This window comes from Microbacterium sp. 13-71-7, assembly GCF_002257455.1.
In the GTDB taxonomy this organism is placed as follows: domain Bacteria; phylum Actinomycetota; class Actinomycetes; order Actinomycetales; family Microbacteriaceae; genus Microbacterium.
Genome location: NZ_NCKN01000048.1, coordinates 1 through 20,536, shown reverse-complemented (window position 1 = coordinate 20,536; position 20,536 = coordinate 1). Strand labels below are relative to the sequence as shown.

Below are 20,536 nucleotides of genomic sequence, written 5' to 3'. Positions count from 1 at the left end.
TGACCTGCAAGACCTGCGGGAAGACCACCTGGGCGGGATGCGGCCAGCACGTGTCCGACGTCAAGCGCGCGGTACCGGCCGCGCAGTGGTGCGACGGCCGGCACACCCGGGCCGAGCTCGATGCCGCGGCCCCCGCCAAGGGTGGGCTGCTGTCCCGGATCTTCGGGCGATGAGCGCCGACGCGATGGACCGCCCGCGGCGGATCGTGATCGTCGGCGGCGTGGCCGCGGGGATGAGCGCGGCGGCGCGCGCCCGCCGCCTGGACGAGCGGGCGGAGATCGTCGTGCTCGAGCGCGGCGCGCAAGTCTCCTTCGCCAACTGCGGCCTGCCGTACTACGTGGGCGGCGAGATCGAGGACAGGGACAGCCTGCTCGTGCAGACGCCGGCGACCCTGCGCGCCGCACTCGACCTCGATGTGCGCGTGCACCACGAGGTGACCGCGCTCGACACCACCAGGAGGAGCGTGACCGTCCGCGGCCCCGAAGGCGAGGAGGAGCTGAGCTACGACGCGCTCGTCCTGGCTCCGGGCGCGGTCGCAGTGCGTCCCCCGCTGCCCGGACTCGACTCGCCGCGCGTGAGCACGCTGCGCACCGTCGAGGATGCGGTGCGGCTGCGCGAGCGCATCGAGGCCGGCACCCCGGCGTCCGCACGGCGCGCGGTCGTGCTCGGCGCCGGGTTCATCGGCGTGGAGGCGGCCGAGGCGCTGCGCCAGCAGGGACTGGAGGTCGACCTCGTCGAGCTCGCACCGCACGTGCTGCCGCCGCTCGAGGCCGAGATCGCGACGTCGGTCGCCGCCGAGCTGCAGCGCCTGGGCATCAGGGTGCATGCCGGGATCGCCGCCGGGTCGGTCGAGCATCACGAGGACCACGACGTCGTCGTGCTCGCGGACGGGGACCGCCTCGAGGCGGACATCGTCCTGCTCTCGGTCGGCGTGCGCCCCGACACCGCGACCTTCGAGGCGGCGGGCGTCGCCTGCGAGCGCGGGGCGATCCTCGTCGACGAGCACGGCCGCACGAACCTGCCGGACGTCTACGCCGCGGGCGACGCGGTCCTGTCCGTCGACGCCGTCACAGGGCTGCGCCGTCCGGTCGCCCTGGCCGGTCCCGCGAACCGCGCGGGACGCGGCATCGCGGACCATATCCTCCGTCCGGGCTCGGCGAGGCCGCTGCCCGCTCCTGTGGGCACCGCGATCGTCCGCGTCGGCGAGCTCACGGCCGCCCTCACCGGGGCGAACAGCGCCGCTCTGAGGGCCGCGGGCATCGAGACGGAGACGCTGCATCTGCACCCCACGCAGCACGCGGGGTACTTCCCCGGTGCCGCGCAGATGGCGCTCGTGGTGCACATCCGCCGCGGAGACGGGCTCGTGCTCGGCGCGCAGGCCGTCGGGCGCGACGGGATCGACAAGCGGATCGACGTGCTGGCCACGGCGATCAGGGCGGGGCTCACGGCGACCGATCTCATCGACCTCGATCTCGCCTACTCCCCCGTGTACGGCAGCGCGAAGGATCCGGTGAACCTCGCGGGCATGGTCGGGGCCAACGTCCTCGACGGCACGCTCGCGCTCTGGTACGCGCAGGACTGGGAGCGCCTCCGCACGGAAACGCTCGTCCTCGACGTGCGCAGTGCGGCCGAGTACGCCGCCGGGCATCTCCCCGGCACGCTGCACATCCCGCACACCGAGCTCCGCGACCGCCTCGACGAGGTGCGCGACGCCGCGGCGGGTCGCCCCGTCCGCGTCCTGTGCGGATCCGGCGTGCGCTCGCACATCGCGCACCGCCTGCTCACGCAGTCGGGCTTCGACTCGGCATCGCTCTCGGGCGGGATGCTCACCGCTCGCGCGGTGCTCGGCGACGACGTCCTCGTGGCCTGATCGCCACGGCCCGGGCGCTGCTCGCCCGTCGCTAGGACGCGAGGCCCATCGCATCCATGCGGCGCGCGTGGGCGCCCATCAGCTCGGTGAACACGGGCTCGAGCCGGTCGTTCTCGGCGCCGGGGAGGTGCGGGCGCAGCGCCGCCCTGGCGACCAGGATCGTGTCGCCGACGAGCCGGCGTCCCCACATCGACAGCAGGGAGCGCCACTGCTCGTCGCTCGCGATCGTGGCCTGCACGATCCCGATGATCTCGTGCCGGTCGTCGGCCTCGGAGAGGATCCTGGCGACCTCCGCACCGATCTCGCCGTAGCTGGACGCGAGCGCGATGTAGAAGTCGTCGAGCATGCCGGCCGTCAGGTACACCGCGAGCATGGTCTCCGCGATGCGCGGCCCGAGGGTCTTCCGCCGGAACGCGTCCAGCTGCTCCCGGAACGGCAGCATCACCTCGGTGGGCCGGTCGCCGTGCGCGGCGATGATCGCGACGATCGCGTGGTGCTTGGCGAGCGCGGCGCCGGCGGCGCGGGAGAGGATCTCCTTCTCCGCGAGATCGTCGGTGGCGCGGATGAGGCGGGTGAGCGTCTCGAAGTAGCCCAGCTGCAGATACGCGGCCTGCCCGAGGAAGGTGTTCAGCTCGGGCGCCAGCTCCGCGAAGTCGACGCGGGTCGCGTCGCCCACGTCGCCCCGGGAGCGGAGCACCAGGGTGCGTCGCGGCGCCTTGTCGCGCTGCCAGAACCACCTCACCACGCGCCCAGCCTAGTGGAGTGACTCGGCCGCATCCGAGGCGGCGCGCGCCCCGCATGATCCGATCCCGAGGACGGGGGCCCGCTCCGGTAGGCTGGAACCCGCTCCGGCGACGGATCGGAGCCCCGCGCCTGTGCATACGGATTCGGCGTGGACCCCATCAACGAGGCGGCGCCGCGATCGCAAGGCCCGCCGGACAGGCAATCAAAGACTGTGACTTCTTTCGCCGATCTCGGCATCGATCAGGACATCGTGGACGCCCTCGCGGCGAAGGGCATCGTCGACGCCTTCCCGATCCAGGAGCAGACCATCCCGCTGGGCCTTCCCGGCCAGGACATCATCGGACAGGCCAAGACGGGCACCGGAAAGACCTTCGGCTTCGGCATCCCCGTGGTGCAGCGCCTGGGCCTCGACCCCGAGCACGGCGTCAAGGCGCTCATCGTCGTGCCCACCCGCGAGCTCGCGGTGCAGGTGTACGAGGACATGGATCTGCTGACCAGCAACCGCTCGACGAGCGTCGTGGCGATCTACGGCGGCAAGGCCTACGAGGGCCAGATCGACCAGCTCAAGGCCGGCGCGCAGATCGTCGTCGGCACCCCCGGCCGTCTCATCGACCTCGCCAACCAGCGCCTGCTCGACCTCTCGCACGCGACCGAGGTCGTGCTCGACGAGGCCGACAAGATGCTGGACCTCGGCTTCCTCGCCGACATCGAGAAGATCTTCTCCAAGGTCCCCGCGGTGCGTCACACGCAGCTCTTCTCGGCGACCATGCCTGGACCGATCGTGGCGCTCGCGCGCCGGTTCATGACGAACCCGATCCACATCCGCGCGAACGACCCGGACGAGGGCCTCACGCAGGCGAACATCAAGCACCTCGTCTACCGCGCGCACTCGCTCGACAAGGACGAGGTGATCGCCCGCATCCTCCAGGCCGAGGGGCGCGGCAAGACCGTGATCTTCACCCGCACCAAGCGCGCGGCGCAGCGACTGGTCGACGAGCTGAGCGACCGCGGCTTCAACGTCGGCGGCGTGCACGGCGACATGGGCCAGGATCAGCGCGAGCGGTCGATGGCCGCGTTCAAGGCAGGCAAGAGGGACGTGCTGGTCGCGACCGACGTCGCCGCGCGCGGCATCGACGTCGACGACGTCACCCACGTGATCAACCACACGATCCCGGACGAGGACAAGACGTACCTGCACCGTGCGGGCCGCACCGGCCGCGCGGGCAAGACCGGCATCGCGGTCACGTTCGTGGACTGGGAGGACCTGCACAAGTGGGCCCTGATCAACCGCGCGCTCGAGTTCGGCCAGCCCGAGCCCATCGAGACCTACTCGTCGAGCCCGCACCTCTACGAGGACCTGAACATCCCGGCCGGCACCAAGGGCCGCCTGGTCACCGCGCCGGTGTCCGAGAAGCCCGCCCGCAAGCAGCGCGAGCCGCAGCGTGCCGCCGACGCGGCCGCGGAGGGTACGAGCGACGGCACCACGCGCCGCCGCCGTCGCCGCCGCAACGCGGAGGACGAGGTCGGATCCACGTTCGCCGAGGGTGCGGAGGCTCCCGCCGCCAAGGCGTCAGGATCCGGTGACGCCGACCGCGCCGTCGAGGGATCCGGAACGCACGACGGTCAGGGCGCGGAGCACCACGACGGCAAGCCGGCGGCACAGCGCCGCCGCCGTCGTCGCCGCCGCCCCTCCGGTGGTGCCGCCGCAGGCAGCGCCCCCCAGCCCGGGGCCTGACCCCGCCCCGCCTGACCGTCTCGCCTGACCCGTCCCGCGCTCATCCCTGACCGCGAGACTCCAACTGGGCGACGAGACTGCACTCTGTATGTGCAGTCTCGTCGCCCAGTTGCAGTTTCGCGGACAGCTATCGGGCCAGGACAGTCATCGGGAGCGGACGGGGTAGACGGGGGCGGAGCCGAATCCGCTGTCGATGATGCGCTGCAGCATCGCGGGATCCGTGGTGTTCTCGCCGGGGACGTTCGGCTTGCCCGCACCGTGGTAGTCGCTGGATCCGGTCACGATCAGATCGTTCTCCGCGGCGATGCCGCGCAGCCAGGCGCGACCCTCCACCGTGTTCTCGCGGTGATCGATCTCGAGCCCGGCCAGGCCCGCGTCGATGAGACGCCGCAGGGTCGCATCGGTCATGCGCTCGCGCCCCGCGGGGTGCGCGATCACCGGCACTCCCCCTGCCCCGACGACGAGCTCGATCGCCGTCAGCGGATCCGGCGCGTAGTGGGCCTCGTAGTACCCCTGACGCGGGTGCAGGATCCCGTCGAACGCCTCTCCGCGGTCGCGCACGATCCCGCGGGCGACGAGCGCGTCCGCGATGTGCGGCCGGCCCACGGTCGCCCCCGGATCCGTCTGCTCCAGCACGTCCTCCCAGCGCAGCGGATAGTCGCGCGCGATGCCGCGCACGATGCGCTCGGCCCTGCCGATGCGGTCCTCGCGGATCCGCGCGGTCTCGGCGGCGAGATCCGGATCCATCGGGTCGAACAGGTACGCGAGGACGTGCACGCTCCGCCAGCCGTCCTTGGCCGACAGCTCCATGCCGGGGATGAACGTCATGCCGTGCGCCGTCGCGGCCGCGGCCGCATCCACCCATCCGGCCGTGGTGTCGTGGTCGGTCAGCGCGATCGTCCCCAGACCCTCCTGCACGGCGCGCTCGACGAGGGTCGCGGGATCCTCCGTGCCGTCGGAGCGGTTCGAGTGCAGATGCAGATCGATCGGCCCGTCGAACAGGGCGGGGCGTGACGTCGGATCGGCATCGGTCATCCTCCGAGCGTAGCGATCCCGCACGCCCGCAGACCGCTCCGCGCCGCCGCGCCCGCCGTCCGCGGATCCGGGGGGCGGCACCAGAACCCTCACAGATCCGCTCGCCTAGGCTCGGAGGCGATGTTTCGACTGATCGGGATCCTCCTCACCGTCCTCTTCGCGATCGCCACGGCGATCGTGACCTGGCCGCAGTTCTTCCACCTCGAGCAGACGTTCCCGATCACGCAGATCGTGGCCTCGCGCGCCGTGCTCGTGCTCGCGTTCGGTGCGATCCTGGTGGTCGCGCTGCTGCTCCTCCTGGCGCGCCCGCTGCGCGGCTTCGCGGCGTCGATCGCGCTCGTGGCCCTGCTCGGCGGCGGCGCCTCGGCGGCCATCCTCGCGCTGCGCGGCGTCGACACGGCCGACGCCCTTCCGGAGAAGACCGCGACGAGCGTGCGCGTGCTCGCCTGGAACACCGCGGGCGAGGCGGTCCCCGCCGGCGAGATCGCGAACGCGATCGTCGCGCAGAAGGCCGACATCGTGGCGCTGCCGGAGACGACGGAGGCCGTGGGCGAGGAGATCGCGCTCACCCTGCGCGAGGCAGGGCATCCGATGTGGGTGCATCACGTGCAGTACCGTCCCGAGGTCACCAAGGGGACGGATTCGTGGCAGACCACGGTGCTCATCTCGCCGGCGCTCGGCGACTACTCGGTCATCCCCTCCTCCGCCGACGGATCCAGCAACACGTCCTCGGTGCCCAGCGCCGTCGTGATGCCGGTCTCGGGCGACGGACCCACCGTCGTCGCGGTGCACACCGTCGCGCCGCGCCAGGAGGAGATGGCGGACTGGACCCGGGATCTGCGCTGGGTCGCCGACCAGTGCCCTGCCGGCAAGAACGTCATCCTCGCCGGAGACTTCAACGCGACCCTCGATCACATGGGCGGGCTCGGCACGGACGGCGGAGACCTCGGCGCGTGCCGCGACGTGGCATCGCGCTCCGGATCCGGCGGGGTCGGCACCTGGCCGACGTCCGTGCCGGTGCTCCTCGGCGCCCCGATCGACCATGTCATGGCCACGACCCACTGGCGCGCGACCGGATCCGCCGTCCTTCCCGCCGGCTCGGGCGGCAGCGATCACCGCGCCCTCATCACCCAGCTGGAGCGCGCGACCCCTTGAGGTCGGCACGCCCTCCCGAGCAGGAGCCCCCTCCCGAGCAGGAGCCCCCTCCCGAGCAGGAGCCGGCCCCTGCTCCGGAGGGGATCGGTCACGCGGTCGTGACCACGTCGAGCCAGCGTCGCGCGACGACCGCCCAGAGCGCCGAGAGCTCCGCCTCGTGCGCGCGCATCGGTTCGATCACGTCCGCGCTGCTCAGGTTCACCCGGGCGAGGTCGGTCACGGCGCTCTCGGGTTCGGCCCATGCCCTCGCCGTCTCCGCATCGGCCTCCAGGTGGAACTGCACGCCCCATGCCTGCGCCCCCACCCGGAAGGCCTGGTTGCGGCAGGCGTCGCTGCGGCAGAGCGACACACTGCCGGAAGGCAGCTCGGTGACCTCGAGGAAATGCCACTGCATCGCCCTGAGATCATCCCCGAGCCCGCCGAGGAGCGGGTCCTCGTTCGCCTCGGGGGTGAGCTCGAGATCGGTGAGCCCCACCTCCGGCACCGCCGCATCGGACACGGCGCCGCCGGCCACCACGGCAAGGATCTGCGCTCCGAGGCAGATGCCGAGAAAGGGGGTCTGCGCATCGAGGGCCTCGGCCACCAGCCTCCTCGCATCGACCAGCCAGGGGGCGTCGTCATCGTCGGTCGGACCGGGTGAACCGCCGAGCACGATGAGCCCGTCGAACCCGGACAGCGCCGCGGGGATCGCGGTCCCCGCCTCGGGGCCGACGACCTCGAGCCTGGCGCCTGCCGCTTCCAGGCTGCGCCCCACGACACCGGCGCCGGCGTTCGCCTCGTGCTCAACCACCAGGATCCGCGGGCCGCTCACAGGCGTCCCGCCGCGATGATCTGACCGAGGAACGCCCTCGTGCGCTCCTCACGCGGGCTCGTGAAGATCTGCTCGGGCGGCCCCTGCTCGAGGACGCGGCCTTCGTGCAGGAACGCCACGGAGTCGGCGACCTCGCGCGCGAAGCTCATCTCGTGGGTCGCCATCAGGATCGTGAGTCCCTCGGCGGCGAGATCCTTGACGATGTTCAGCACCTCCGCGACGAGCTCCGGATCCAGCGCCGAGGTGATCTCATCCAGCAGCAGCACATCGGTGTCCATGGCCACGGCCCGCACGATCGCGACTCGCTGCTGCTGTCCGCCGGAGAGCTGATCCGGGTACGCGTCCGCCTTGTGATCCAGCCCCACGCGTCTGAGCAGCCTCATCGCGAAGTCGTCGGCGTCGGCCTTGGACACGCCGAGCACCCGGCGGGGCGCGAGCGTGACGTTCTCCCGCACGGTCATGTGCGGGAACAGGTTGAAGCTCTGGAAGACGATGCCGATCCGCGTGCGCAGACCGTTCAGGTCCACGCCCTCCCCCGAGACGATGTCGCCGTCGAGTCGGATCTCGCCGCCCTGGATCTCCTCCAGGCCGTTGATGGTGCGCAGCAGCGTCGACTTGCCGCAGCCGGAGGCGCCGATCAGGCAGACGACCTGATGCTGCTCCACATGGAGGTCGATCCCGCGCAGCACAGGATGCTCGCCGTAGGACTTCTGCACGTCGTTGAGTTCGAGGAAGGCCATCTCAGCTCCGGGTCTTGGCGCGGGCGTCGCGCTCGATCAGGCGGTCCACGAACCGCGTCTGCGGGATCGTGATCACGATGAACAGGATCGCCACGACCGTGACCGAGGACAGGTTGAAGTAGTTGCTGGCGAAGACCTTCGCCTGCGTGAAGGCGTCGACGGTGCCGATGATGGTCACGAGGGCCGTGTCCTTCTGCAGTCCGATGAAGTCGTTCAGCAGCGGCGGCAGCACGCGCCGCACCGCCTGCGGCACGACCACGTGACGCATGGTCTTGCCGTAGCTGAGCCCGAGCGAGCGTGCCGCGGCGACCTGCGACCAGTGCACGCCCTCGATGCCCGACCGGTACACCTCGGCGACGTAGGCGCCGTAGGTGAGCGTCAGCGCGAGCACCGAGGACCACAGCGGCCCGAGTTCGCTGAGCACGGGGATCTTGGCCAGCGGCAGACCGAAGCCGATCAGGTAGATCACGATGATCGACGGCACCGCGCGGAACGCATCGATGTACGCGGTGGCGAGCCAGCGGATCGGGCGCCCCGCCCTGCCCGGCGTGAGCCGGGCCAGCGCGACGAGCAGCGCCCAGACCAGGACCAGGATCTCCGCCAGCACGGCGATCTGGATGTTCTGCCAGAACCCCACGGCGATGCCGCCGAGCGTCTTCCACATGAACGCGACGTCGAAGAAGGTCGACTGCACGGCATGGCCGTTCGCCGCGAGGAACTGGGCGAACAGGGTCACGACCAGGAGCGGGAGGCAGTAGCCGGCGGTGATCCAGCCGCTCTGGCTCGCACGGAAGCGCCATCTGCGTGCCTGCGCGGCATCGTCCTCGCGGGCGGCGGCGAGCGCGGCCGCACGCTCGCGAGTCCCGCGCAGCAGCGGCAGTCCTGCCGCCACCGCGAGCGCGACGACGATCCAGAGCGCCGCCGCGATCGCGAGCCGCCAGACGCCCGTCGCACTCGACGGCAGCGTGGCCGCGTTCCACGCGGACGCGGCGACCGCGAGCACCCAGACCAGCGCGCCGACGAGCAGCACCGTCCCCGAGGAGTCCCGACGCGGCACCGCCGCACGGGTGCGCACGGGGCGCGTCGTGGTGCCGAGGGTCACTGGATGCTCCAGACCGGGATCTTGGTCGGGTCGGCGCCGTATGCCTTGCTCAGGTACTTCGAGGAGAGCTTGTCGATCGTCCCGTCCGCCTTCAACTGCTCGATGATCTTGTCCACGACCGCCGTGTTCGGCGAGTTCTTGGGCAGCAGCACGCCCATCTGCTGCTTGGTGTCGATCTGCCCCTGCACCGCGATCCGCCCGTTCGAGGCGGAGGTGGACCCGAGCGCGACGCTCAGATCCTGCACGGCGGCGTCGATCTGGCCTGCGGCGACCGCGGCGTCGAGCTCGGGATCGCCCGGGAAGACCGAGACCTGCTGGGTGGGCTTGAGCACGTCGGTGACGTACACCTGCTCGGTGGTGCCCTGCTTGACGCCGATCCTCGCGCCCCTGAGGCCCGCCGCTGTGAGCTTCGCGCCCTCCTTGGCGACGATCCCGGAGTTCGAGTCGAAGTAGGGCGTCGAGAAGTCGAAGATCTGCTTGCGCTCGTCGGTGATCGTGATCTGGTTCAGCGTCAGATCCATGTCGCCGGCCTTGCCCGCGATCAAGCCGTCGAAGGAGGCGTTCTGCAGGGTGATCCTGCTGATGCCGGCACGGTAGGCGATGTTCGCGAGGATGCAGTAGTCGACGCCGTCGTGGATCTCGGCGACGGTGTCGCCGTTGTACCACCCGGGGCTCGGCAGATCCGCCTTGACCAGCAGCTCGCCCGGCCTCAGGGTCTTGAGCGAGAACTCGCCCTTGGTCCCGCTCACCGGGCAGTCGCCGTACGGCTTGTCCGACGTCGCGCCCGTCGCCGCACCGCTGCACGCGGTCAGCATCGTGGCGGTCACGGCAGCCAGAACGGCCGCCGTGAGGAAGTGCTTCTTCATTGAAATCCCTCTCGGAGAATAAGGTCACTTAAACCGGTTTAAGAGAACGTTGCTAGTATCAGGGTGCGACGGCGCGAAGTCAATCTCGGCGCCGCAGGAGGGGGACCGATGGCACCGCGCAAGAAGGTGACGATCCGCGAGGTGGCCGAGGCCGCCGGCGTCTCGCCGGCGACCGTGTCGCTCGTCTACAACGACAAGGGCGAGGTCGCACAGGCGACCAGGGACCGGGTCCTGGCGATCGGCAAAGAGCTCGGCTACCAGCCCGGCTGGTTCAGCAAGGTCTTCCGGTCAGGACGCAGCCACGTGATCGGCGTCGCCGTCGTGCACAGCGGCTCGGCCATCTGGGAGCGCACCTACCTGCCCTACTACCGCGGGATCATCGCCGGCGCCGCCATGGAGGCCCTCGGACACGGCTATTCCATCACCGCAGTGCCGGTGACACCCGGCGGTGCGCTCGCGGGTCCCATCCCGCTGGACGGCCTCATCGTCGTCGACCCGGGGACCGACGACCCCATCGTCGCGTACGCCCTCGAACAGGGCATGGCCGTCGTCGCCGAGGGCGGCTACGAAGGCACCGCCCCCGCCGGACGCCTCCGCTCCGTGCGCGCGGCGGTCGAGACCGGCGTCCCCGCCGCGCTCGACGCCCTCCTGGCATCCGGAGCGACACGGCCCGCGTTCCTGAGCGGGTCCTCGATCGACGGCTACACCGCGGGTTCCCTGCGGGCCTACGAGGGCTGGTGCGCGGAGCACGGCATTGCGCCGCTCGTCTACATGCTCCCCGAAGGGCAGCCTCCGATCGACGGCGCCCGCGAGCTCGTCGCGGACGCACTCGGACGCGCCGACGCCGTGCACTGCCTCAACGAGACCTACGCGGCAGCCGTGATCGCCGCGGCCGCGGAGGCCGGACGGGCGGTGCCGGAGAGCCTCGCCGTCTCCGTCGCGGGCGAGGCGCGCGGCGCCGCCGTGGATCCGCGGCTCATCTACCTGGAGCTCGACCCGATCGAGAGCGGGGCGCAGTGCGCGCGGGTGCTGATCGAACTGCTCGAGGGCGGATCCCCCGACGACGTCGTCACCCCGATGGCCCTGGAGCCGGCACGGGTCTGAGCCGGCACGAGTCTGAGCCGGTACGTGTCTGAGCCGGCACGGGTCTGAGTCGCTCAGCGGCGAGCGCGCGCCCGGGCGACGAGCGCCGCGATCCCCCGCCAGCCCACGAGGAACACCAGCAGCGTCACCGTGGCGACGATGATGAACGCGACCGCGGTCGTACCGCCGCCGACCACCCGCAGGATCATGCCGAGCACGACGGTGATCACGACCAGCGGCACCCCGGTGCGGAGCACCGCGGCGGGCGCCTTCCACGCGCGCAGGACCAGCCAGCCCGCCGCGAGCCCCGCGAGGAACGGCCACGCCGTCTCCAGCACGCCCAGGGCGTCGATGCTGTGCTCGTGGCTCGCGCGGCCGATCGCGGCGAACACGATCACGAGCACGACGTCGATCCCCACCGCCCACGGCCAGGACAGGGCGGAGCGGCGGGCGGAGGCGGCTTCGGTCATGCCTCCACGCTAGCCCGGCGGGCTATGCGCCGAAGCACGGGCCGGGCCGGATCCGACCCCCTCCTACCCTGATACCCGGCTATCAGCAAGCATTGAAATGGCTGGGAGACGCGGCTAGAAACGATGCAGGGCCATCCGCCCGCGCCGACCCCGTCGGCACCCACCCCCACGAGAGGACCCTCACCGATGAGGATGTTCAACCCCCCACGCCCGTTCCGCACCATCGCCTGCACCGTCGCGGCGCTGGGGCTGGTCCTGGCGGGCTCCGTCAGCGCCACCGCGGCGACGAACGAGCCGTCGACGCCCGTGCCGATCACCCCGCCGGACGGCACCGTCATGAGCTACGTCGTCAACATCGGCCAGGCGAACCCCGGTCAGACCCGCAAGGCCGAGAAGGCGATCGCCGAAGCCGGCGGCGTGGTCGTGCAGAGCTGGCCCGAGATCGGCGTCGTGATCGCGCAGTCCGACCGCGCCGCGTTCCGCGACACCGTGAAGGTCAAGGGCAAGAACGTCGTCGCATCGGTCGGCGCGACCCGCACGGTCGAGGTCAAGGACAAGGTCACCGGCCCGCAGGCGCCGTGGGGCCCGGGATCCTCCGGCTGGAAGCAGGGCAAGAACAAGCCCGTCAACGGCGACGAGCCCACCGAGCCGGTGCCCGCGACCAGATCCGACTCGCTCGAGTCCCAGCAGTGGGACATGACGATGATCCACGCGGATCAGGCGCACCAGGTCACCGACGGCAGCCGCAACGTCCTCGTGGGCGTGCTCGACTCCGGCATCGACCCGACGCACCCCGACCTGCAGGCCAACATCGACGTCGCGGACTCCGTCAACTGCACGACCGGCGGTCGGCCCGACCAGACCGAGGGAGGCTGGTACCCGACCACCTCCGACCACGGCACGCACGTCGCCGGCACGATCGCGGCGGCCCGCAACGACGTGGGCATCGTCGGCGTCGCGCCGAACGTGCGCCTGGCCTCGGTGAAGGTCGTCAACGACGACGGGTTCATCTACCCCGAGTACGCGGTCTGCGGCTTCATGTGGGCCGCGCAGCGCGGGATGGACGTCACCAACAACAGCTACTACATCGACCCGTTCGAGTTCTGGTGCGACGACCAGCCCGACCAGGCGGCGGTCCGCGAGGCCGTGGCCCGCGCCGTGAACTGGTCCAACTCCCGGGGCGTGGTGAGCGCCGCCGCGGCCGGCAACTCGGGCCTCGACCTGACGGTGAACACGCGCGACGAGGGCAGCCCCGATGACGCCGCCCAGCCGACCCCGCGCACGATCAACCAGGGCTGCAAGGACATCCCCGCGCAGGTCCCCGGCGTCGTGACGGTCGCCTCGCTCACGCAGGCCGGCCAGCTGTCCTACTTCTCCAACCGCGGCCTCGGCGAGATCGACGTGGCGGCGCCCGGATCCCGGATCCTCTCCACGATCCCCGGCGGGAAGTACGGGCTCAAGAGCGGCACCTCGATGGCGTCCCCGCACGTCGCCGGTGTGCTCGCGCTGATGAAGTCCGCGCACCCCGAGCTGACGCCCGCGCAGATGGTGCAGAAGCTCGAGGACGATGCGACGCCGACCGCATGCTCGGCCCCGCAGTACGACGAGGGTGCGGCGTGCGTGGGCACGCCGGACCTGAACAGCTACTACGGTCACGGCATCGTGAACGCGCTCAAGGCCGTGCAGTGATCTGATCCGGATCGACGGCAGGGGCCCGGATCGCCGACACCCGGCGGTCCGGGCCCCTCGTCGTCCCCGCCCGGATCCTTCCCGCGCCCGCCGGTGAGAGGATGGATCCATGACCTCCGAGCACGACACGATCGCGCAGCAGGGCGACGCCGCCACCGCGACCACCTCGACGACCACCAACCGCCGCCAGCCCTTCCCCCAGGGCTTCCTCGACACCATCTCCACGGGCTGGGCCGAGCGCCCCGAAACGGTACCGGCGCCCCGCGCGCAGGCGCCCTACGCCGCGGCGCGGCGGGCGGCCGTCTCCGCGGCCTTCCCCGGCAAGCGCCTCGTGATCCCCGCCGGATCCCTCAAGCAGCGCAGCAACGACACCGACTACCCGTTCCGCGCGCACTCGGCCTTCGCGCACCTCACCGGGTGGGCCGCCGACTCCGAGCCCGACTCCCTGCTCGTCTTCGAGCCCACCGCGGACGGTCACGACGTGACGCTGTACTTCCGCGAGCGCGCCGACCGGACCACGAGCGAGTTCTACTCCGACGCCACGATCGGCGAGTTCTGGATCGGCCCGCGCCCGGCCCTCGCCGGCGTCGCCGCCGACCTGGGCGTCGCCACCGCGCACCTCGACGACTTCGCGGCGGGCGACCACGACCTCGTGGTCGACGAGGACGGCGAGCTCACGCAGTTCGTCTCCGAGCTGCGCCTCGTCAAGGACGCCCACGAGATCGCGGAGATGCGCCGCGCCGTGGAGATCACCGCGAACGGCTTCGACGACATCATCCGCGACCTCCCCCGCGCGATCGCGCACCCGCGCGGCGAGCGCATCGTCGAGGGCGTCTTCCACCAGCGCGCCCGCAGCGACGGCAACTGGGAGGGCTACGACACGATCGCCGCCTCCGGCCCGCACGCCTGCTACCTGCACTGGACCCGCAACGACGGCGCCGTGCTGCCGGGCGACCTGATCCTCGTCGACGCCGGGGCCGAGGCCGACAGTCTCTACACCGCGGACATCACCCGCACACTGCCGGTGAGCGGCACGTTCAGCGACGTGCAGCGCCGGATCTACGACACCGTGGTCGAGGCCGCGGACGCCGCCTTCGCCGCCGCGAAGGTCGGCGTGCTGTTCCGCGAGGTGCACGCGGCCGCGATGGACGTGATCGCGCGTCGCACGGCCGAGTGGGGCCTGCTGCCCGTCACCGCCGAGGAGGCGCTCGACGCCGACAAGGGCGGTCAGCACCGCCGCTACATGGTGCACGGCACGAGCCACCACCTCGGCATCGACGTGCACGACTGCGCCCAGGCCCGCCGCGAGATGTACTACGACGGCCGGATCGAACCCGGCATGGTGTTCACGATCGAGCCCGGTCTGTACTTCCAGATCGACGACCTGACCGTGCCGGAGGAGTACCGCGGCATCGGCGTCCGCATCGAGGACGACATCCTCATCACCGCCGACGGCCCGGTGAACCTCTCGTCCGCCATCCCCCGCACCTCCGCTGAGGTCGAGGCCTGGATCGCCCGCGTGCAGGGATCCGCTTCCTGACCTCCGGCGGACGCTGACGCCCACTGACGTCGAGACCCCCTCTGAGCATCGAGGCCCCCTCGCAGTTGCGTAACTACGAGGGGGCCTCGGTGCTGCGAGGGGGCGTCGGCGGAAGTGGAGGCGCGGGCAGAGCGCGGGCGGGCAGGCCGGCGGACCCCGGGCTCAGCGCGCGGCGTGCTCGCGGAGCGCGGCGGCCATCTGGTGCACGGCCTGCTCGATCACCGGACGGGGCGTCGCGAGGATGAAGCGCAGGTAGCCCTCCCCCGCGGCGCCGCAGGCGACGCCGTCCGTCATGGCGACGCCCGCGTGCTCGCGGAAGAACGCGGCGGGCGAACCCTCGATGCCGAGGCCGCGCGCGTCCAGCCACGCGATGTACGTGCCCTCCGGAGCGCGGTAGCCCATGGCCGGGATGTGCTCCGCGAGGAGTTCGCCGAGGATGCGCCGGTTGCCGTCGAGGTAGTCGAGCGTCCCGTCCAGCCACTCCCGGCTGTCGTCGAAGGCCGCGGTGGCCGCGATCACCCCGAGGTTCGCCGTGCCGTGCTCGGCCCACGCGACCTCCGGCCGCGCCCACGTCTCGACGTCCGCGTCGTTCGTCAGGATCACCTGCGCCGCCTTGAGACCGGGCAGGTTGAACGCCTTCGAGGCGCTCACGGCGGTGATCGTGTGCCCCGCGGCCACTGCGCTGATGCTCGCATAGGGCACGTGGCGGTGCGGCGCGAACACGAGGGGCGCGTGGATCTCGTCCGAGAACACGCGTGCGCCGTGCCGTGCGACGACCTCCGCGACCTCCTCGAGCTCGCCCCGCTCGAACACGCGCCCGAGCGGGTTGTACGGGTTGCACAGGATCAGCAGACCGCCGCCGTCCGCGAACGCCCGGTCGATGCCGTCCAGGTCGTAGACGTGGCGCCCGTCCTCGACGAGCATCGGGACCTCGATGATCTCGCGATCGTGCATCGCCGGGATGGTCAGGAACGGCATATACGCGGGCGTGGGCAGCACGATCTTCGCACCGGGCGCGGTGAAGAAGTCGATCGTCGTGCGCAGCGCGGTGAGGACGTCGGGCACGGGACGGATCCGCTCCGCCGGCATGTCCCAGCCGTAGCGGTCCTTCTGCCACCGCGCGGTCGCCTCGGTCATGCGCGTCCGCACGGCCGCCGGCAGGTACCCGGTCAGGCCGTCGTCGATCGCGCCCTTCATGGCGGCGACGATCGCCGGGGCGGGCGGGAAGTCCATCTCGGCGACGAACGCGCCGATCGCCTCGGGGAACACCGACCACTTCAGGCTGCCGATCTCGCGCAGCCTGTCGATGCCGATCGCGTCCAGCTCCTCCGCCGTGCTCATGCGTCTCCCTCTGCGTCCTTCCCGGATGCGCCCTGCATGGACGCGTCGATCACGAAACCCGACAGGACGAACCGGGCGACCAGCGGCGCCAGCTCCGCCCCGATCTCGTCGGCCGCACGCTTGCGGCCCTTCACCTCGAACGAGTGGCCGCCGCCCTCGATCCAGACGATCGTCGCGTTCTGGCAGGACGCGACGGCATCCTCGAGCTGCGACAGCGGCTGCACGAACGGATCGTTCGTGCCCTCCACGAAGAGCTGCGGCTGCGCCACGGCCGGCAGGTGCTCGACCCGGGGCTTCTCCGGCTTGCCGGGCTGGTGCAGCGGGTAGCCCAGGTAGACCAGCGCGTCCACGTCGAGGCCGGCCTCCTCGGCGGCGGCCATCGACGCCATCCGTCCGCCGTAGGACTTGCCGCACGCGACGACGGATCCGGATCCGCGCTCGCGCGCCGCGGCGATCACGGCGCGCCAGGTGAGCATCGCATGCGCGGCAGGACCGGGCATGCGCCGCCCCGCCTCGAGGTACGGGAAGGTGAACCGCAGGGTGTGCAGGCCCGCGGCCTGCAGTGCGGCGGAGAAGCCGACCAGGAACGGATGGTCCATGCCGGCGCCCGCCCCGTGGGCGATCGCCACGGTCGGCGCGTCGACACCGCCCTCGGCGCCGCCACTCGCGGGGCCGAGCACCGCAGAGACCTCGACCGTGCCGGCGGGGAGCGGAACCGGGATGCGGAACCGCTCCTCGCGCAGCGTGGTCATCGCGCGGCGCCGTCGCCCGCCGGGTTCTCGCCCTCGGCGGGGTTCTCGCCCTCAGCGGGCACGTCCTCGAACGGCGCGTCCTCGACGGGCCGATCCTGGGCCGGCGCCTCGGGCGCGGCGGCGGGGGCGTCGGCGGACGGCGCGGGCTCAGCGGGCACCGGCAGCACCGGGGCGACCGGCGGGGCGGGCGGCATCGGCGGGCGCTGCGGTGCGATGCGCTCCCCATAGCGCGGCGGCTCCTCGATCCGCTCGCCGTACTGCGGAGGCGCGACCGCGGGGCCACCCGCGGAACCGGCGGCGGGGGCGGTGGGCACGGCGGCGGCGCGACCGGGTTGCGGGACGGGCGTCACGGCGCGACCGAGCACCTGACGCGCCTTGCCGACCGAATCCGGCAGCACCGTCACCTCGTAGTGATCAGCCTTGAGCTGCATGACGCTCGCGTAGTCGCGGCGGCGGCGCACGATCGAGTACGTGATGAGACTCAGGATCATGCCGATCGCGACGCCGACGAAGAGGATCCCGACGAAGGCCTGCATCGGGACGGCGGGGTTACCCAGGACGAAGATCGCCGAGAGGAAGAGTCCGATGAGCACGCCGTTCACCGCGCCGGAGCGCGCGGCGTTCGCATAGCCGAGGCGTCCGGTGACCCGCTCCACGGTCTGCACGCCGACGCCGACGATCGCGATCGCCCTCGCCGGGATCTCCCCCGCGATCAGCTGCGAGACGAGCTTCTGCGCGGCCTCGTACTCGGTCACCGTGGCGACCGTCTCGCCGATCTCGCCCGCGGGGCCTGACGTGTTGAGCATGCTCATCGGTCCATTGTTCCATGCGGGCGCGTCATGGCCACCGGATGCCGTCACCCGCCCCTGATCCGAAGGTTGCGGACAGTACGCTGGAACCATGAGCACACAGCGGGTTTTCGTCGCGCGCCTGGCCGGGTGCGCCGTGTTCGACCCCGCCGGCGACCGGATCGGGAAAGTCCGAGATGTCGTCGTCGTCTACCGAAGTAGCTCATCCCCGCGCGTGATCGGCCTGGTCTGCGAGATCCCCGGCCGCCGGCAGGTGTTCCTCTCGATCGGACGCGTCGGCTCGATCAGCACGGGACAGGTCATCACCTCCGGGCTGATGAACGTGCGCCGCTTCAAGCCGCGCAACGGCGAGGTCCGCATCATGGCCGAGCTCGTCGGGCGACGGGTCGACTTCTCCGACGCCTCCGGCACCGCCGTGATCGAGGACGTCGCGATCGAGCCGAATCGACTGGGCGAGTGGTCCGTGAGCCAGCTCTTCCTGCGCAAGCCCAAGACCAGCGCGTCCCCGTTCGCGAAGGGGCCGACCACGTTCGCGACGTGGAACGAGGTGCACGAGCACAACCGTCCCGGTGAGGCGCAGTCCGCGGAGCAGCTCGTCGCCACTTACTCCGAGATGCACCCCGCCGACCTCGCGAACACCCTGCTCGACCTGCCCCAGCAGCGCCGCATCGAGGTCGCGGAGGAGCTGCCGGACGAGCGGCTCGCCGACGCCCTCGAGGAGATGCCGGAGGACGACCAGATGGACATCCTGGATCGCCTCGGCGATGAGCGCGCCGCGGACATCCTCGACCAGATGGAGCCGGACGACGCCGCCGACCTGCTCGCGCAGCTGCCGCAGGGCCGCCTGGAGCACCTCCTCGAGCTCATGGAGCCGGAGGAGGCGGAGGACGTGCGCATGCTGCTCCGCTACAGCCCCGACACCGCGGGCGGTCTGATGACCCCGGAGCCGATCATCCTCTCCGCCGATGCCACGGTCGCCGAGGCGCTCGCCCTGATCCGCCGGCACGAGCTGCACCCGGCGCTGGCCGCCGCGGTGTTCATCACGCTGCCGCCGTTCGAGACGCCCACAGGACGTCTGCTCGGCGTCGTGCACTTCCAGCGGATGCTGCGCTATCCCCCGCACGAGCGGCTGGGCGCGATCGTCGACGACACGCTCGAACCGGTGCCCGCGACCGCGTCCGCGGCCGAGGTGGCGCGCATGCTCGCCAGCTACGACCTCGTCTCCCTGCCCGTCGTGGATCAGGCGCACCGGCTCGTCGGCGCGATCAGCGTCGACGACGTGCTCGACTACCTGCTCCCGGACGACTGGCGCTCGCACGACGCCGATGACCACAACGGATCCTCGCGGTCCGTCCGGACGCCGGGAGCGGCGGGATGATGGCGAAGTCGGGCCGTCGCGGGCTGGACCTGCCCCGCGGCCGCTCCGGCATGCTCGGTCGCGGCTCGTCCTCGACGCCGTCGAGCGACACCTTCGGCCGCTTCTCCGAGGCATTCGCGCGCGCGATGGGCACCTCCGGCTTCCTCATCGGGATGTCGGTGTTCGTCGCGGTCTGGCTGTGGTGGAACATCGCGATGCCCAAGGAGTGGCAGTTCGACCCCGCCGCGACGAACTTCACCCTGCTCACGCTGATCCTCTCCCTGCAGGCCTCCTACGCCGCCCCCCTGATCCTGCTCGCGCAGAACCGGCAGGACGACCGCGACCGCGTGCAGATCGAGCAGGATCGTCAGCGCGCCGAGCGCAATCTCGCCGACACCGAGTACCTGGCCCGGGAGATCGTCGCGCTGCGCATGGCGCTCGAGGAGCGCTCGACCCAGGGCGTCACCCGAGAGGTGCTCCGCGCCGAACTCAGGGCGATGCTGGCGGAGCTGCGCGACGAGGATCCGGCGGAGCAGACCCCGTGACCGGCGACCTCGCCGACGCGGTCCGTCACGCCGTCGGCGCCGTCACCGACCCCGAGCTGCGCCGTCCGCTGGCCGACCTCGACATGCTCCGCGACATCACGGTGGACGGTGCGGTCGCGCGCGTGGGGATCGCCCTGACCATCGTGGGCTGCCCCGCGGCCGCGCGGATCGAGTCCGACGTGCACGCGGCCGCGGCCTCGGTTCCCGGGATCGAGTCCGTCGAGGTCGCGGTGGGCGTGATGACGCCGGAGGAGCGGCGCGCTCTCACCGAGCGCCTGCGCGACGGCAGGGCGCCCCGGCAGATGCCGTTCGGCCCGGACTCGCTCACCCGCGTGATCGCCGTGACGAGCGGCAAGGGCGGGGTCGGCAAGTCCTCGCTCACCGCCAACCTCGCCGTCGCCCTGGCGGCCCGCGGTCGCCGGGTCGGCCTGATGGACGCCGACGTGCACGGCTTCTCGATCCCCGGCCTGCTCGGAATCGCCCCTGGCACCCAGCCCACCCGGATCGACGACCTCATGCTGCCCCCGGTCGCGCACGACGTGAAGGCGATCTCGATCGGGATGTTCCTGCGCGAGGGCGAGTCCGTCGTCGCGTGGCGCGGGCCCATGCTGCACCGCACCGTGCAGCAGTTCCTCACCGACGTCTTCTTCGGCGACCTCGACGTGCTGCTCATCGATATGCCGCCGGGCACGGGCGACATCGCGATCACGCTCGGCCAGCTCCTCCCGCACGCCGAGGTGCTCGTCGTGACCACGCCGCAGGAGGCCGCCTCCGATGTGGCGATCCGCAGCGGGCTCGTGGCGCGCCAGACCGGGCAGCGGGTGATCGGGGTCGTGGAGAACATGGCCGCGCTGACCCTTCCGGACGGGACCGTGCTGGATCTGCTCGGCAC

The 20,536-nt window shown here is 71.7% G+C and carries 19 protein-coding genes; 9 read left to right on the top strand and 10 right to left on the bottom strand.

All coding sequences use genetic code 11. The features are described from left to right. The first annotated feature begins 169 nt into the window (after window positions 1–169). Entirely contained in the window at window positions 170–1,870 is a 1,701-nt protein-coding gene (locus B7X32_RS06900) for an FAD-dependent oxidoreductase (RefSeq protein WP_292717908.1), read from the top strand. A 31-nt stretch (window positions 1,871–1,901) separates the two neighbouring features. Here B7X32_RS06900 and B7X32_RS06895 read toward each other — a convergent pair whose 3' ends face one another. Further along, window positions 1,902–2,615, bottom strand: coding sequence for a ferritin-like fold-containing protein (locus tag B7X32_RS06895; RefSeq protein ID WP_292717906.1), 714 nt, complete (start codon window positions 2,613–2,615; stop codon window positions 1,902–1,904). 210 nt (window positions 2,616–2,825) lie between these two features. Between B7X32_RS06895 and B7X32_RS06890 the strand changes: the two genes are divergently transcribed. Continuing rightward, window positions 2,826–4,349, top strand: coding sequence for a DEAD/DEAH box helicase (locus tag B7X32_RS06890; RefSeq protein ID WP_292717904.1), 1,524 nt, complete (start codon window positions 2,826–2,828; stop codon window positions 4,347–4,349). A gap of 144 nt (window positions 4,350–4,493) precedes the next feature. Here B7X32_RS06890 and B7X32_RS06885 read toward each other — a convergent pair whose 3' ends face one another. Then, window positions 4,494–5,384, bottom strand: coding sequence for a PHP domain-containing protein (locus tag B7X32_RS06885; protein ID WP_292717902.1), 891 nt, complete (start codon window positions 5,382–5,384; stop codon window positions 4,494–4,496). Window positions 5,385–5,504: 120 nt separating this feature from the next. On the opposite strand from B7X32_RS06885, the gene B7X32_RS06880 reads away from it, so the two are divergent. Next, a complete protein-coding gene (locus tag B7X32_RS06880; protein ID WP_292717900.1) occupies window positions 5,505–6,539 on the top strand; it encodes an endonuclease/exonuclease/phosphatase family protein in 1,035 nt (344 codons plus the stop codon). A gap of 88 nt (window positions 6,540–6,627) precedes the next feature. On the opposite strand, the gene B7X32_RS06875 is transcribed toward B7X32_RS06880, so the two are convergent. The 4 genes from B7X32_RS06875 to B7X32_RS06860 are packed head-to-tail and all read right to left on the bottom strand — an operon-like array spanning window position 6,628 to window position 10,058. After that, on the bottom strand, window positions 6,628–7,329 hold the full coding sequence (locus tag B7X32_RS06875; protein ID WP_292717898.1) for a type 1 glutamine amidotransferase: 702 nt from the start codon (window positions 7,327–7,329) through the stop codon (window positions 6,628–6,630). A 17-nt stretch (window positions 7,330–7,346) separates the two neighbouring features. Beyond that, complete coding sequence (locus B7X32_RS06870; RefSeq protein WP_292717895.1) at window positions 7,347–8,090, bottom strand: amino acid ABC transporter ATP-binding protein; 744 nt, start codon at window positions 8,088–8,090, stop codon at window positions 7,347–7,349. A gap of 1 nt (window position 8,091) precedes the next feature. Further along, window positions 8,092–9,192, bottom strand: coding sequence for an amino acid ABC transporter permease (locus B7X32_RS06865; RefSeq protein ID WP_292717893.1), 1,101 nt, complete (start codon window positions 9,190–9,192; stop codon window positions 8,092–8,094). After that, the gene (locus tag B7X32_RS06860) at window positions 9,189–10,058 is read right to left on the bottom strand and encodes an ABC transporter substrate-binding protein (RefSeq protein WP_292717891.1); all 870 of its coding nucleotides are present in this window, start codon (window positions 10,056–10,058) and stop codon (window positions 9,189–9,191) included. Before B7X32_RS06860 ends, B7X32_RS06865 begins: the two co-directional genes overlap by 4 nt. A 108-nt stretch (window positions 10,059–10,166) precedes the next feature. Here B7X32_RS06860 and B7X32_RS06855 point away from each other — a divergent pair, with 108 nt between their 5' ends. Beyond that, window positions 10,167–11,162 (top strand): LacI family DNA-binding transcriptional regulator, encoded by a 996-nt coding sequence (locus B7X32_RS06855; RefSeq protein WP_292717889.1) that lies wholly within the window; start codon window positions 10,167–10,169, stop codon window positions 11,160–11,162. A 53-nt stretch (window positions 11,163–11,215) separates the two neighbouring features. Here B7X32_RS06855 and B7X32_RS06850 read toward each other — a convergent pair whose 3' ends face one another. Beyond that, a complete protein-coding gene (locus B7X32_RS06850) occupies window positions 11,216–11,611 on the bottom strand; it encodes a DUF3054 domain-containing protein (RefSeq protein ID WP_292717888.1) in 396 nt (131 codons plus the stop codon). Window positions 11,612–11,797: 186 nt separating this feature from the next. On the opposite strand from B7X32_RS06850, the gene B7X32_RS06845 reads away from it, so the two are divergent. Further along, a complete protein-coding gene (locus B7X32_RS06845) occupies window positions 11,798–13,300 on the top strand; it encodes a S8 family serine peptidase (protein WP_292717886.1) in 1,503 nt (500 codons plus the stop codon). A 109-nt stretch (window positions 13,301–13,409) separates the two neighbouring features. Continuing rightward, entirely contained in the window at window positions 13,410–14,840 is a 1,431-nt protein-coding gene (locus B7X32_RS06840; RefSeq protein ID WP_292717884.1) for an aminopeptidase P family protein, read from the top strand. Window positions 14,841–15,002: 162 nt separating this feature from the next. On the opposite strand, the gene B7X32_RS06835 is transcribed toward B7X32_RS06840, so the two are convergent. The 3 genes from B7X32_RS06835 to B7X32_RS06825 are packed head-to-tail and all read right to left on the bottom strand — an operon-like array spanning window position 15,003 to window position 17,745. Next, window positions 15,003–16,181, bottom strand: coding sequence for an aminotransferase class I/II-fold pyridoxal phosphate-dependent enzyme (locus tag B7X32_RS06835; RefSeq protein ID WP_292717882.1), 1,179 nt, complete (start codon window positions 16,179–16,181; stop codon window positions 15,003–15,005). Next, a complete protein-coding gene (locus B7X32_RS06830) occupies window positions 16,178–16,933 on the bottom strand; it encodes an alpha/beta family hydrolase (RefSeq protein ID WP_292717880.1) in 756 nt (251 codons plus the stop codon). Before B7X32_RS06830 ends, B7X32_RS06835 begins: the two co-directional genes overlap by 4 nt. Continuing rightward, on the bottom strand, window positions 16,930–17,745 hold the full coding sequence (locus B7X32_RS06825; RefSeq protein ID WP_292717878.1) for a general stress protein: 816 nt from the start codon (window positions 17,743–17,745) through the stop codon (window positions 16,930–16,932). The genes B7X32_RS06830 and B7X32_RS06825 overlap by 4 nt, the downstream gene beginning before the upstream one ends. Before the next feature lie 88 nt (window positions 17,746–17,833). Between B7X32_RS06825 and B7X32_RS06820 the strand changes: the two genes are divergently transcribed. The 3 genes from B7X32_RS06820 to B7X32_RS06810 form a co-directional block, all read left to right on the top strand. Continuing rightward, window positions 17,834–19,120, top strand: a complete 1,287-nt coding sequence (locus tag B7X32_RS06820; RefSeq protein ID WP_292717876.1) for a CBS domain-containing protein — start codon at window positions 17,834–17,836, stop codon at window positions 19,118–19,120. Beyond that, on the top strand, window positions 19,120–19,644 hold the full coding sequence (locus B7X32_RS06815) for a DUF1003 domain-containing protein (protein ID WP_292717911.1): 525 nt from the start codon (window positions 19,120–19,122) through the stop codon (window positions 19,642–19,644). Before B7X32_RS06820 ends, B7X32_RS06815 begins: the two co-directional genes overlap by 1 nt. After that, window positions 19,641–20,536: P-loop NTPase (locus B7X32_RS06810; protein WP_292717874.1), on the top strand; the 896-nt coding region annotated here is incomplete at its 3' end. The genes B7X32_RS06815 and B7X32_RS06810, both read left to right, overlap by 4 nt.